This window comes from Alteromonas sp. DY56-G5, assembly GCF_041414725.1.
In the GTDB taxonomy this organism is placed as follows: Bacteria; Pseudomonadota; Gammaproteobacteria; order Enterobacterales; family Alteromonadaceae; genus Alteromonas; species Alteromonas macleodii.
Window position 1 is genome coordinate 19,057 of the sequence record NZ_JANHZQ010000022.1, and the last position, 14,065, is coordinate 33,121.

At 43.7% G+C, this 14,065-nt stretch carries 14 protein-coding genes; 10 read left to right on the top strand and 4 right to left on the bottom strand.

Annotated elements, in window-relative coordinates:
* Positions 1-12 precede the first annotated feature (12 nt).
* The 5 genes from msbA (at position 13) to NO989_RS12060 (ending at position 4,572) form a co-directional block, all read left to right on the top strand.
* The gene (gene msbA, locus NO989_RS12040; RefSeq protein ID WP_371342634.1) at positions 13-1,761 is read left to right on the top strand and encodes a lipid A export permease/ATP-binding protein MsbA; all 1,749 of its coding nucleotides are present in this window, start codon (positions 13-15) and stop codon (positions 1,759-1,761) included.
* Positions 1,758-2,789, top strand: a complete 1,032-nt coding sequence (lpxK, locus tag NO989_RS12045) for a tetraacyldisaccharide 4'-kinase (RefSeq protein ID WP_371342635.1) — start codon at positions 1,758-1,760, stop codon at positions 2,787-2,789. Before msbA ends, lpxK begins: the two co-directional genes overlap by 4 nt.
* 5 nt (positions 2,790-2,794) lie before the next feature.
* Entirely contained in the window at positions 2,795-2,989 is a 195-nt protein-coding gene (locus NO989_RS12050; protein ID WP_014949430.1) for a Trm112 family protein, read from the top strand.
* 42 nt (positions 2,990-3,031) lie between these two features.
* Positions 3,032-3,781: a 3-deoxy-manno-octulosonate cytidylyltransferase gene (kdsB, locus tag NO989_RS12055; protein ID WP_014976528.1), complete on the top strand. Its 750-nt coding sequence runs from the start codon at positions 3,032-3,034 to the stop codon at positions 3,779-3,781.
* A gap of 131 nt (positions 3,782-3,912) precedes the next feature.
* Positions 3,913-4,572: an SDR family oxidoreductase gene (locus tag NO989_RS12060; protein WP_371342637.1), complete on the top strand. Its 660-nt coding sequence runs from the start codon at positions 3,913-3,915 to the stop codon at positions 4,570-4,572.
* Positions 4,573-4,730: 158 nt separating this feature from the next.
* On the opposite strand, the gene NO989_RS12065 is transcribed toward NO989_RS12060, so the two are convergent.
* Complete coding sequence (locus NO989_RS12065; RefSeq protein ID WP_371342638.1) at positions 4,731-5,543, bottom strand: substrate-binding periplasmic protein; 813 nt, start codon at positions 5,541-5,543, stop codon at positions 4,731-4,733.
* Between the two features lie 161 nt (positions 5,544-5,704).
* The gene (gene rimO, locus NO989_RS12070) at positions 5,705-7,159 is read right to left on the bottom strand and encodes a 30S ribosomal protein S12 methylthiotransferase RimO (protein WP_371342640.1); all 1,455 of its coding nucleotides are present in this window, start codon (positions 7,157-7,159) and stop codon (positions 5,705-5,707) included.
* A gap of 306 nt (positions 7,160-7,465) precedes the next feature.
* Between rimO and NO989_RS12075 the strand changes: the two genes are divergently transcribed.
* Positions 7,466-7,936 (top strand): DUF2919 family protein, encoded by a 471-nt coding sequence (locus tag NO989_RS12075; protein ID WP_014976532.1) that lies wholly within the window; start codon positions 7,466-7,468, stop codon positions 7,934-7,936.
* 90 nt (positions 7,937-8,026) lie between these two features.
* Here the strand turns inward: NO989_RS12075 and NO989_RS12080 are convergent, their stop codons facing one another.
* Together NO989_RS12080 and tcdA are read right to left on the bottom strand one after the other, a co-directional pair.
* Complete coding sequence (locus tag NO989_RS12080; protein WP_014949436.1) at positions 8,027-8,440, bottom strand: hypothetical protein; 414 nt, start codon at positions 8,438-8,440, stop codon at positions 8,027-8,029.
* 111 nt (positions 8,441-8,551) lie between these two features.
* Positions 8,552-9,328: a tRNA cyclic N6-threonylcarbamoyladenosine(37) synthase TcdA gene (gene tcdA, locus NO989_RS12085; protein ID WP_014979275.1), complete on the bottom strand. Its 777-nt coding sequence runs from the start codon at positions 9,326-9,328 to the stop codon at positions 8,552-8,554.
* A gap of 220 nt (positions 9,329-9,548) precedes the next feature.
* Between tcdA and NO989_RS12090 the strand changes: the two genes are divergently transcribed.
* From NO989_RS12090 to NO989_RS12105, 4 genes are all read left to right on the top strand, one after another.
* Positions 9,549-10,514 carry a glutathione S-transferase family protein gene (locus NO989_RS12090; RefSeq protein WP_371342643.1) on the top strand — a complete coding sequence of 322 codons (966 nt, stop codon included), beginning with the start codon at positions 9,549-9,551 and terminating at the stop codon, positions 10,512-10,514.
* An 86-nt stretch (positions 10,515-10,600) separates the two neighbouring features.
* Positions 10,601-11,464: a pirin family protein gene (locus tag NO989_RS12095; protein ID WP_371342645.1), complete on the top strand. Its 864-nt coding sequence runs from the start codon at positions 10,601-10,603 to the stop codon at positions 11,462-11,464.
* A 115-nt stretch (positions 11,465-11,579) separates the two neighbouring features.
* Positions 11,580-12,083 (top strand): GNAT family N-acetyltransferase, encoded by a 504-nt coding sequence (locus NO989_RS12100; protein ID WP_371342646.1) that lies wholly within the window; start codon positions 11,580-11,582, stop codon positions 12,081-12,083.
* Positions 12,084-12,277: 194 nt separating this feature from the next.
* Positions 12,278-13,738, top strand: coding sequence for a phosphomannomutase CpsG (locus NO989_RS12105; protein WP_110289625.1), 1,461 nt, complete (start codon positions 12,278-12,280; stop codon positions 13,736-13,738).
* The last annotated feature ends 327 nt before the right edge of the window (positions 13,739-14,065 follow it).

A 14,065-nucleotide genomic window follows, 5' to 3' on the forward strand; every position in this document is an offset into this window, starting at 1 on the left:
TAAAAAAACTACATGCAACAAGCCGACAACTCGGATTATCAAATTAAGCGCTTTTTACAGTACCTTAAAGCGTATAAAGTGCCTTTCGTTTTTGCCATCATTGGTATGATTGGTTATTCCGCGGTAGATACCTTCGTATTTTCCCAGCTTCAGCCAATGATTGACGAATCACTGGGGAAAAACGACCATGACTATCTACGTCTAGCCGCATATGCGATTGTGCCGCTCTTTTTGTTACGGGGTGTTTTCAACTTTTTAGGTAGTTACACGCTAAGCTGGATTGGTGCTCAGGTGGTAATGCGCATGCGCCAGCAGTTGTTTGAAAAATACATTCATCTTCCAGTGGCATTTCACGATAATCATGCGGTTGGCGGGCTTATCAGTAAAGTCACCTACGACACAGAGCAAGTGGCTAATGCATCTGGTAAGGCGCTACTAACATTGGTGAGGGAAGGCGCACTGGTCATCGGTTTGCTGTGTGTCATGTTCTATTACTCATGGCAGCTTTCGCTCATATTTCTTTTAATTGGCCCCATTGTGGCGGTGATTGTTTCTATCGTCAGTAAGCGTTTTCGCGTTGTAAGTAAAAACATTCAACAATCAATGGGCAACCTAACGTCGTCGGTAGAGCAAGCGGTGAAAGGTCACAAAGTTGTGATCATGTTTGGTGGTCAAGAAATAGAACAAGAGCGTTTTAAACAGAAAAACAACCACAACCGTCAACAGTCAATGAAGTTGAATGTCACTTCTATTTTGAGTGTGTCTTCAATACAGGTAATAGCGTCAATTGCCCTTGCTGTCGTTCTGTTTATTGCCAGCACGCCAGGCATGCTTGAAAAGCTTACTGCAGGCGTATTTATTAATGTGGTCTTTTGTATGGTGATGCTGCTTAAACCTCTTAAACAGCTCACTACCATTAATAACCAATTTCAAAAAGGTATGGCAGCTTGCGCCAGTATTTTTGAAATTCTTGATGAAGCAGACGAAGAAGATAAAGGGAAAACCAAAGTAGAGCGCGCAACTGGAAAAATTGAATTTGACGACGTTACGTTCTCTTATCCAGGAAAACAGACGCCCGCGTTATCTAATGTGAACTTTATCGCAAACCCTGGGCAGTCGATTGCTTTGGTAGGGCGCTCGGGAAGTGGTAAATCGACCATCTCGTCGTTACTAACTCGTTTTTATGTGCCTCAGCAGGGTGAAATTCGTTTAGATGACACTGTGCTTAATGACATAGATCTTAAAGATTTGCGTGCGCAGTTCGCCGTGGTCTCGCAAAACGTTACGCTTTTTAATGACACTATAGCTAACAATATTGCTTACGGTGCGCGCCAAAACGTATCACGTAAGGACATCGAGAATGCGGCAAAGATGGCACATGTTGAAGAGTTCTTATCGAACTTACCTGAAGGGTTAGATACGGTTATTGGTGAAAACGGCTTAATGCTTTCGGGTGGTCAACGTCAGCGTATTGCCATTGCGCGGGCGATACTCGCTGATGCTCCCATACTTATTCTTGACGAAGCGACATCTGCCCTTGATACAGAATCTGAGCGTTTGATCCAAGACGCATTAGAAACGCTGCAAAAACGATGCACCAGCATTGTTGTGGCGCACCGCTTGTCTACCATCGAAAACGCAGATTGCATTATGGTAGTGGAGCAGGGGCGCATTATTGAAAAAGGTAAACACAACGAATTGCTTGAAAAAGGTGGTCACTACGCGCAACTGCACGCGTTGCAATTTGGTGAGACTAAGTGAGTCAATCACAAAGTAAAACCAAACACGATAAATGGTACTTCGGCCATCCTTTAGTGTGGCTGCTCTTACCACTTGCGCTGCTGTTCTACTTTATTTCGGCAATTCGCCGGTTACTTTTTAAAATTGGACTCAAAAAAGCATTTAAAGCTAATGCTCCCGTTATTGTCGTTGGCAACATATCAGTGGGCGGCAACGGCAAAACGCCAGTCGTATTAGCTTTAGCCGATTATTACCAGAAGCAGGGCATTAAGGTCGGTATTTTAAGTCGTGGCTATGGTGCTAAATCACCAAAATACCCGCGATTAGTGAAAGGAGAAGATGATGCGTCTGAAGTGGGTGACGAACCTCGTTTACTGGCCATTAGAAGCCAGTGCGACGTTGTTATCGATCCAGTCCGCGCGCGCGGAGCCGCGTACTTAAGTGACGAATTACACTGCGATTTAATTATTTGTGATGACGGCCTTCAACATTACGCGCTTCATCGCGACGTTGAAATTGTGGTGATGGACGATAGAAAAGTAGGCAGTGGTTATTTGCTGCCAATGGGGCCCCTTCGCGAAGGACAATGGCGCCTTGGTACCGTTGATGCGCTAGTACATAATAGCCGTTCAATGCCGACATTTAACCATGCTGTAGCGCCTCAATATTTAATGACCTTAGTAGCAGGGGACTTCACCTCTGTTTCAAACAGAGTAAGAACCAGTCCCCTTGAAGAGATACAAAAAGTGCCGTGCAGCGCAATTGCTGGAATAGGTTCACCTCAGCGTTTTTTCTCTCAGCTTAAAGAAATGGGTATTCAGCTTTCTTCGGCTACACCGCTGGCGGATCACCATGCGATCACTCGGTCAGACATACCGAATGGCAGAGTGTTAATGACAGAAAAAGACGCCGTTAAAGCTGCACCTTTTGCTCATAACGACTGCTGGTTTTTACCTGTTACCGCGCATTTAGCGCCAGACTTTTTTAATTTAGTAAATGTGAAACTTGCCAAGGCAGGTTTGAAGATCAACCAAGACGGACAGGAATAATAACAATGGCCTTTGATAAAAAGCTTTTAGAAGTTTTGGCTTGCCCAGTGTGTAAGGGAAAATTAGTTCTGAGTGATGATAGCACCCAGTTAGTGTGTCGATTTGATAGATTGGCTTTTGATATTAAAGATGGCATCCCTGTACTTATCGAAAGTAAAGCAACTGCATTGTCGTTAGACGATGTAGACGCAACACGGTAATAAAACGTTAAACTAAGTGGTAAATAAGGGCGAAATAAAGTTATGTCATTTACAGTTGTGATCCCTGCTCGATACGGCTCAAGTCGGTTTCCTGGCAAACCCTTAGCGCTTATTGACGGAAAGCCGATGATTCAACATGTGGTTGAACGTGCTAAAGAAGCTGGAGCCGATAACGTCATCGTTGCCACGGACGATGAACGTATTCAAAACGTTGTGCTTGGTTTTGCTCAAGTATGCATGACGTCTGTCAACCACCAATCTGGAACAGAGCGTATTGCCGAGGTTATCGAAAAAGAAGGCATTGCGAGTTCTACTATTGTGGTTAACGTACAGGGGGATGAGCCATTTATTCCCGCCGAAAACATCAGGCAGGTTGCAGATAATCTTGCCAATGCGCCACAGTGCCAGATGGCTACGTTATCTACGCCTATTGAACGTGTTGAGGATGTGTTTAACCCGAATATCGTTAAGGTGTTGGTAAACGAAAAGGGTGAGTCTATCTATTTTTCACGTTCTCCTATTCCTTTTGAACGCGATCACATGATGGCAAACCCGCAATCTGCAAATACGTCACTGTACAAACGCCATATTGGTATTTATGCCTATCGTGCTGAATACGTTAAGCAATATGTTGCCTATGCGCCTAGCTCTCTGGAGCAAATAGAATCCTTAGAACAGCTTCGAGCCATATGGTATGGCGATAAGATTCACTGTGAGGTGGCGATAGCGCCACCGCCAGTTGGAATTGATACCCCGGAAGATCTAGAACGTCTTTTAAAGACTATAAGTTAATAAGAAATGAGTGCTGAAATAGGGCTGACGCTGTGTAGTAAATTAGCAAGAAGCCTTATCTAAACAGCCAGTTCTTGTAAAAGGTGAGTGAAACCTTTTAAACGCATACACATAGTAACAAGGGAACCGTTATGAACGTAGTTATTACCGGTGGCAACAGAGGCATAGGCCTTGCGCTTACCAAGCAATATAAAGCACGTGGTGCGAAAGTTTATGCCACCTGTCGAAACAGTTGCGACGAGCTAAACAGTGCAGGTGTGACAATCATCAAAGGTGTGGATGTATCCCAACCAGAAATGCTGGCTGAAAAGCTTGCACCTTTAATGGACGTTAACATCGATTTGCTCATTAATAATGCCGGAGTGCTCGGACGCGAGAGTATTGACGATTGGGATCCAAATACCATCGATTATCAATTTAGGGTTAATGCATTAGGTCCATTGTTAGTTACTCAAACACTATTACCCGCAATGGCAAAAGACGGTAAAATTGCCATGATTACCAGTCGCATGGGTTCAATGGCAGACAATGGTTCAGGCGGCTACTATGGCTACCGAATGTCCAAAGCCGCACTAAACTCGGCGGGAGTTTCAATGGCGAATGATTTGAAGCCAAAGGGAATTGCAGTAGGTATTTTCCATCCTGGATTCGTTCAAACAGAAATGGTGAATGGAGCGGGAGATATAGATGCTGATACCTGTGCTGAACGCTTGTCACAACGCATAGATGAGCTAAATGTATCTAACGCAGGTCGTTTCATCCATTCAAATGGTGATGAGTTGCCTTGGTAGGTTTAATGTTGGCTTGCCACAAACTCCATCAATAATGCATCACACCAAAAGAGCGCTTACGAAAAGCGCTCTTTTACTTTTAAACTACACCTGTCTTTAACTGCACGTGTCTTTAACTACACGTGTTCTTAACTACATGATTCCAATGCGCCCTAGCTTTAGCGCGTTAAATCATACGTATCGATTATTTGCTCAATAGACCCGTCTTTTAGACGAGCGCTAAGGGCTTGGTTAAACTCTGGAAATAGTGATGCGCACTTTGATTTGGCGGAGATAGCAAAATGTACATTGTTTGAAGATATAGGTGACTGGCTTACTTGCATGCCGTCATTTTCTGGGTCGTTCAAGTGGCTTAGTGCTGCGCTTTGTGGTGAAACTGCGTAGTCAGCGCGATGTCGACGCATCATTTCATACATTTTGTCGTGGTCTTTAACTTCGATAATATTCAAGTTTGATTTAATGCTATCGAATTTTTCACCTAAGCTTATTCCTCGAGGCATCACACCAATATATTGCGCGAGTGCGTTAAGCGAAAGGTCGGTACCTCGCGTTTGAGAAAGTGAAGGAGAGAGCACAACGTAAACCTCTTCTGCTGCAAACGGTGCGGTGATAAGCCATTTTCGACTACGAGCTTCGTTCCAATAGTTTCCCGCCAAAATATCAAGCTCGCCCGCGTCGAGTTTGGATTCTATTCGTTTCCAAGGTAGCCCGGTTTCTATCTTTAGTGTGACACCTAAATCCCGTGCTAGCAGGGTTAGAACGTCAAATGCTATCCCCGTAGCTTTCAACCTTCCTTCAAACTCGTTAAATGCGTAGGGAAACCACTGTTGTGCTCCCGCGGTGTGTAAAGTCTTACACTCTGTACTGGCAAGTGCACGAGGGTTGAATACAAAAGTCAAAATGAGCAATATGCCAAACGACAAGATGTGGCGGGAACAGTGTTTCAGTTTGGAGTAGGGTAACATTGCCATATTTTATTCACGTACCACAGAAGATGGCGTTGATAGTTTTACTTGTTTAATTGTGTATAGGGTCTGTTATACATAAAACCCTATCGACTGGCAATTAGCCGATAGGGTTACAAAAATAACGAACAGATGACTTTCGAGTATAGACTGCAGTTAATCGAAAGTTACAGCGCGGGATCAGCGCCTTCGTCTTCTTCGTCTTGGTCTTCAGACAATACTGCCCATACGTCGTGTTCGTTAGCGTGAATAACTTCAGCCCATACACGATCGCCAGGTTTTACGTCATAAACGCCGTTTAAATGAACTAGACCATCAACTTCCGGTGCGTCTGCATAGGTACGGCCAACGGCACCTTCCGCATCAACGCTGTCGATAACAACTTGATATTCGTTACCGATTCTCGCTTGAAGTCGCGCTGCGCTTATTTCGCCCTGTACTTCCATAAACCGTGCAAGGCGAGCTTGTTTCACTTCTTCTGGCACTGGGTCGGGGAGGTCATTTGCTCTTGCACCTTCAACAGGGGAATAGGCGAATGCACCAACACGATCAAGCTGCGCTTCGCGAAGGAAGTCCAATAACTCTTCAAACTCTTCTTCCGTTTCGCCCGGAAAGCCGACGATGAATGTCGAACGAATGACTAATGATGGGCACTGTTCGCGCCACTTTTTAACGCGCTCTAGTACGCGTTCAGCGCTACCTGGGCGTTTCATTAACTTGAGAATACGTTTGTTGGCGTGTTGAAACGGAATATCCAAGTAAGGAAGGATCTTACCTTCGTTCATCAGTGGAATTAGGTCATCAACATGCGGGTAAGGGTACACGTAATGTAATCGAACCCAAATGCCCATTTCGCCCAGCTTTTCACACAACTGCTGCATGTGTGCTTTAACCGGCATGCCGTTCCAAAAGCCCGTTCTGTGCTTAACATCAACACCATAGGCGCTAGTGTCTTGTGAAATGACCAATAGCTCTTTAACACCAGCGTCTTTCAAACGCTTAGCTTCATCGAGTACGTTACCCACTGGGCGACTGACAAGGTCGCCACGCATAGAAGGAATGATACAGAACGTGCAACGGTGGTTACAGCCTTCTGAAATCTTTAAATAAGCATAATGACGAGGCGTTAGTTTTACACCATGGTCAGGGATCAGATCTTCAAACGGATTGTGCTGGGGTTTTGGAAGATGATCGTGTACTTGCTCAACTACCGCTTCGTAGGCATGAGGCCCCGTGATAGCCAGTACATTTGGATGAAGCTCTCTAATTTCGTCTTCTTTAACACCTAAACACCCGGTAACGATAACTTTGCCGTTTTCTTTAAGTGCTTCGCCTATGGTGTCTAATGACTCTTCTACCGCCGCGTCAATGAATCCACAGGTGTTAACGATAACCAAGTCGGCATCGTTGTAGGTAGGGACTACGTCATAACCTTCGGTGCGAAGTTGAGTAAGAATACGCTCTGAATCAACTAAGTTCTTAGGGCAACCTAAGCTAACAAAACCAATTCTGCTGCCATTGCTTTGTTGCGAAGGTTTGTTGTCACTTAATACCTTCACTGGCGTTTCTAGCGTGGTGGTTTTATTTACTACTTTGTTTGGATTAAACGTTTCTACTGTCATCTAAAATATCACCTGGAAAATGACTGAGCTTAAAATGGCCGCGGATTATACAGGAAAACACGCTTGTACGCAGTATATATAATTAGCGACCAAGATATAAATTATTGACGCATTCTCACAGTACAGCTGTAATTTAGGCACTAAATGTGAAAACAAGTTTAAACGGCCACGGGTTTCATTGTAAAAGCGGCACGAACAAGGTTTAAAAATACCTTACTCACCCCCACATTTATCACTTCTTGAAAATAAACATTATCAGAGTTGAATGCGCTTTAGGGTTCAAATTAATAAAATAGAAGTGAATGCATGCTTAAATTACCGCTAACTTTTTATGATGAGTCAGGGCGAATTCTACCTCCCCGTTGGCTTTACAGCGTGTTTATACTTCTATGCATTGACTGGCTAGCGTTCGTCTTTTCTCTGGCTTCCCGCACTCAAACTAGTGAGCTACTTACGTTCTTTTACCCACAAAAAGAAACGTTAGGGTTGGGGTTAGCGGCAAGTTTACCTGTGTTAATTGCGTTATCTTTGGTTAGCCAACGAGATCGCTTATGGAAAAAAGGCTTTTTAGCATGGCGCCGATGGGTTATTCCGCTGGCTCAATTGGGGGTGTTGGCATTGTTGAGTGTTCAGCTTTACTACGCTATGCATCATCACTGGGGGTTTGAAACTATTACGGGTGTAAAAATCGTTTTTTACAGTATAGCCTTGTACGCAATTTCAAAAAGTCGTCATTTAAAGTGGATGGTAGAGGATTGGGAAACACCTAACCCCTGAACCTCATTCTCCAAAAACATCTTTATTGGAAATAGATTTAATGCACTCAATTGAACAGACGTTAAACTGAGTGCAAAATCTGTGAGAACGCTAGTGGCTGCGTAAGTGGTTCCCCAACGCCTGTTCATAGTAGGCAAATACGCTGATTTGACTGTCGTTAACCAGACGTTCATAGCAAATACCCGCTAAGGCATAGGTATTTTCACCAACCTGAAGAAAAACGGCAGGTGCTTTAGGATTTGACTGATCGTAAATCCATTCACCATCTAGCTGCGCTTTTAAAATTTCTCCAACATAAGCGCCAAAAATATTACAGATGGTGAACACTGCTTCATCTTCTAACGCTAAATCGTGATATTTATCTACGAAACTAAGTAAAATGTCGTCCACCAGTGCTACGCTAGCGGGTGAGTGGTCGAGTACAATATCGAACTCATCAGCTGCTGTTACCACAGCGTCCTTTGCGCAATCTGCCATTAATTTATTGAGTTCATCAGGTGACATGTTGTTCTCCTTCTCACCGATACTTTTGGTATAACAAGCTAACGCTTAAAAAGTCGTTAAGACAAGGTGTTATAGGTTTTTGACTATTGTGCGCAAGTTATCGGCCAAAGTCTATTTTTGTCCAGTTAATCTATTTATTACACTTGCAGCGGCAAACATACCAAAGGTGGCGGTTACCGTGACCACAGCACCAAAGCCGCCTGCACAGTCTAGTCGAGTACCACCTTCCATTGCAGATTTGTTATAACAAACCGAGCCGTCAGGTTGTGGATAGCGCAATTGCTCTGTTGAATAGATACACTCAACGCCAAAGCGGCGTTTTGGGTTTTTACTAAAATTATAGTTACGTCTAAGCTCACTGCGTAGCTTAGCTGCTAGGGGGTCTTGTGTTGTTTTAGCTAAATCGCCTTTAGTGACTTGAGTTGGGTCTATTTGACCGCCCGCACCGCCAACCGTAACAATGGGAATTTTATTACGTTTACAGTGAGCTATCATCGCCGCTTTAGCGCGAATACTGTCAGTGGCATCGACCACAGCGTGCATTTCTTTGGTTAAAAGTGTGGCCGTATTGTCTGGGGTGACAAAATCCTCAATACAGTTCACTTTGCAAGCAGGATTTATCAAGTGAATTCTCGATGCAATGGCGTCGACCTTTGCTTCTCCTATGGTATTGGAAAGCGCGTGAATTTGGCGATTTGTATTAGTTACGCAAACATCGTCTAAATCAATAAGGGTTATAGTACCGATGCCCGAACGAGCTAGTGCTTCTGCAGTCCAACTTCCCACACCGCCAATGCCGACTACAGCCACATGACTGTTGGCTAAATTATTAGTTTGCTGTGCGCCATATAAACGCACAATACCGCCTAAACGTGGATCATCAGACATGTTTCACTTCACTTAAAAATAAACTAACTCAAAGGCGTGTGTTTTCACAAAAACGTGCAAACACGCTAGCAGGGCGCGCATCATCTCAAAAGTGAACACTAAAGATCAATACACTCCAGTTTTTTCGAATAATAAATCCGATTTTAAGCGACATACGTTCTACCCAATACATGTTTAAATGAATTCATTGTTTAATGAAGTAATAAAAAGGGGCAGGCATATGGGCTTACTCGTTGATGGAAAATGGCAAGACAAGTGGTACGACACCAACAAAAATGGTGGGAAATTTGAGCGCCAAGCATCTAAATTTCGTGACAAAGTCAGTAACGAAGGTGGTTCCACGTTTCCCGCTGAATCTGATCGCTATCATCTTTATGTCTCGTTAGCTTGTCCTTGGGCCCACAGAGCGCTCATATTTAGAAAGTTAAAGGGATTGGAGGCGCATATTGATGTTTCGGTGGTACACCCTGAGATGCTTGATCAAGGCTGGGAGTTTAAAGATTACCCAGGATCAACGGGGGATAAGCTTTATAACTTCGATTATGCGCATCAAATTTATACTAAGGCAGAACCTGAGATTACCACCCGTGTCACTGTTCCAATCCTTTGGGACAAACGAACAGAAACTATCGTTAATAATGAATCAGCTGAAATTATCCGTATTTTTAACAGTGGGTTTAATTCACTGACTGATAATGAAGACGATTATTATCCTAACGCCCAACGTGAAGAAATTGATGCCATCAACAATATGGTGTATCACGACATAAATAATGGCGTATACAAAGCTGGATTTGCTACAACGCAAGAGGCCTATGAAGAGGCAGTAACTGCATTGTTCTGCGCCCTAGATAGGGTTGAAGAAAGGTTGAGTAAACAACGTTATTTGGTTGGCAGCAAAATAACAGAAGCAGACTGGCGCTTATTTACCACGCTGATACGCTTCGACGCTGTGTATCACGGGCATTTTAAATGCAATAAAAAGCAAATCGCAGACTATCCAAACATCTACGGCTATATGAAAGAACTTTATCAAGTTCCGGGCGTTGGTGAAACGGTAAACTTCGACCATATCAAAAGGCACTATTACTACAGTCATACTATGATAAATCCAACCCAGGTAATCCCCGTTGGGCCAGAGCAAGATCTTATGTCGCCTCACGGTCGCGATAAAATAGAACGCTAAAGCACACAAAAGGATGGAAATACAAAAAGCTAAACGTGAAGTTCGTAAAAGATAGTGAAGGTTAAGATTTAAGGTAGATACACATTATGTCAGTGGAAGTGAGTGAACAAAAATCGATAGAGAAAGTGGTTACAGGTATGCCAACAAGTGATGGCGCGGGCGTGTCCCTTACTCGTATTATCGGCCAACCTGATTTACCTCGCCTCGATCCCTTTTTAATGTTGGATTTTTTTGGTTCAGATAATCCAGGTGAATACATTGCTGGTTTTCCACCACATCCTCACCGTGGTTTTCAGACAGTTACTTATATGCTTGCAGGAAAAATGCGCCATAAAGACTCTGTAGGCAATGAGGGGGTTATTGATGCTGGTGGCATTCAATGGATGAATGCGGGCCGAGGCATAATACATGAAGAAATGCCAGAGCAGGAGGAGGGCTTGTTACAAGGCTTTCAGCTGTGGGTGAATCTTCCGGCCGTAGAGAAAATGTCAGCGCCGAACTATCAAGACATACAGCCAGATAGTGTGCCTACAGTACACATTCAAGATGCAGTAATCAAAGTGTTAGCAGGTGAAATTGACGGTGTGAAAGGGCCTGTGAATACAACGGCGGTTGCTCCTACTTTTTTAGACGTTGCACTACGAAGCGGGAGTTCAGAAATTGCACTGGGTTCGGATGAAGCTGCCTTTATTTATGTGTACGAGGGAATCGTGGTTATTAATAGCGGCGACCTTAGCAAAGAAACAATTGTGTCGCAGGGAGAGCTGGGTGTTTTGTCACAAAGTGGCAAGCAGCTATCTGTATCCGCTGATACGGGTTGTAAGTTTATAGTGGTCTCAGGTAAACCTATTGAAGAGCCTGTGGTCCAATATGGGCCTTTTGTAATGAACACTCAGCAGGAAATTGTTCAGGCATTTAACGATTACCAAAGCGGTTCATTAGCAAAGTAGATACAAGGTTTGCCTGTTTTGATTCGACGATGGGTAATTATCTATGTGGACTGTTATTAGACTGGGCTTTTAATCAATACCTCTTCATTAGGTACAGCAAGGAGTAGCACTGCCAATGCATTTTGAAAGCGTCGCCGAAAAACACGTGCTATCACTTTTAGAATTTGAGCGAAGTAACAAAGCCTATTTCGAATTGTCTATAGCACCAAGAGAGGCAGCGTTCTATTCATTGGATGGCGTTGGCTACCACATTAGCGAATTGCTTTACTTACAACAGCAGGAAAGAGCTTGGGGTTATGTGCTTGTTGATGAGCAACGAAATAACCAGATTGTAGCGCGTGCTAACATCAAAAATAGAGCAGGCGACAAGGCGGAAATCGGCTATCGAGTTGCAGAGAAGGAGTGTGGAAAAGGCATTGCTTCTCACTGCGTCTCATTTTTAATTGAGGAGGCCAAAAGCATGGGCATAAAATTGCTCACTGCAGAGGTCATGGACAACAATGCCGCTTCTGAAAAAGTCCTTATCAAGAATGGTTTTAGTCCAAAGCTGTGCTTTCGCCGAAAGTATCGTCATCAAGGCGCTTTCCATAACAGTATCTACTTCGAACTCGCGCTTTAAACTCATCGATTGAAAACAGCGTGAGCAAAACGTTGCGCTGTTTAAATTGAATTAGTAATTCACTCCCTCTAATGATTTAATATCAGTATGTCTAATCTCTTTTACGACAATAACAAAGGGGCGTATGCGCTTTTTTGTTGTAAAAAGCGATAATGTAACCATAAATAGTTAAAACACAGGGAATTTCGATCCAGATGGCAACCCCAATTACCTGCTTTAAAGCGTACGATATTCGTGGCGAATTGAACTCGCAACTGACTGAAGATGTAGCGTATCGAATTGGCTATGCTTTTGCGCAAGAATTAAATGCGAAAACTGTTGTTGTTGGTAGTGATGTGCGTCTTACGTCAACACCATTAAAACTAGCGTTAAGCGCGGGTCTAATCGATGCTGGTGCAACAGTGACCGATATTGGCATGGCAGGAACAGAAGAAATTTACTTCGCTACCAAACACCTTGGCGTAGATGGTGGTATTGAAGTAACGGCAAGTCATAACCCCATTAATTACAACGGTATGAAACTGGTGAAGTCAGGCTCTGTTCCAATTAGTGGCGACACAGGCCTAAACGCGATAAAAGAGAAAGCGGAAGCACTAGAAGATAGCTTCGTGTCAGAGCGATTAGCACACTACACTGAGGGTGCGTTGATTGATGCTGATGCGTTTTTTAACGGTACGGCCCATGTAAAAGAAGACAAGCTTTCTGAAACCGATAAATATGCGGTTAAATCGTGTATGTCTGACTATGTTTCTCACATGCTTTCTTACGTTAATTTGAGCAATTTTACGCCGTTAAAAGTGGTGGTTAATGCAGGTAATGGTGCCGCAGGCCCCGCGCTAGACGCTATTGAAAAAGAAATGAAAGTGCAGGGTGTTCCGATAGAGTTTGTGAAAGTACATCACAATGCTGATGGTACATTTCCAAACGGCATCCCCAATCCATTGTTACCTGAAAACCGTGCTGACACGGCTGACGCTGTTAAAGCGTCGGGGGCTGATTTTGGCATTGCATGGGATGGTGATTTCGACCGTTGCTTCTTGTTTGACGCTGATGGTGAATTTATTGAAGGATATTATATCGTTGGTTTGCTTGCTGAAGCCTTTATCGAGAAAAACACCGACAGTAAAATCATTTATGACCCTCGCGTATACTGGAATACAGAAGATATCGTAGCGAATGCAGGTGGTACACCTATTAAGTCGAAAACCGGCCATGCGTTTATTAAGGAGCGTATGCGCAAAGAAGATGCGGTCTATGGCGGTGAAATGAGTGCGCACCATTACTTTAGAGATTTTGCCTACTGTGATTCAGGCATGATCCCTTGGTTGTTAATTGCCGAATTGGTGTGTGTGAAAAAGCAAACACTGGCGAGTATGGTAAAAGCGCGAATTGAAGCGTTTCCATCTTCTGGTGAAATTAACAGTAAACTAAAAGATGCTGACGCAGCACTGGAACGCGTTACAAGTAAATATCAGCCACTAGCCAGCGTAATCGATACTACCGATGGTTTGGGTCTGGAGTTTGGTACTTGGCGCTTTAACTTACGTAAATCGAATACTGAGCCAGTTATTCGTTTAAACGTTGAAAGTAAAGGCGACATTGCGTTGATGGAACAAAAAACCGAAGAGCTACTTTCGCTTATTCGCGCTGAATAACCACGGTACTTTTCGTTAATAACGCTAGGGCCTGTTGACCTTTGGTGTACGAATTTTGGTCTAAATGGAAGCCTTTTAATCGCGAAACAGTCCTGCAAGCCTAGCGGGCTAAGTTAAAGGACTGTGACAAAGAGTAAAAGGCTTCCATAACGACCCCTTCGGGCAGCGCCTTTGTGCCATCTATACTGCGTTGAATGTTTTCGATTTAGAACCACTAAACCGTCAAACATCCGCCTTGTCTAGATGGCACACAGACCGCTGCAAAAATGTACAACAAAGGTCAACAGGCCCTAGATAAGTAACAAACGAAGGCGATAATATAGCGAT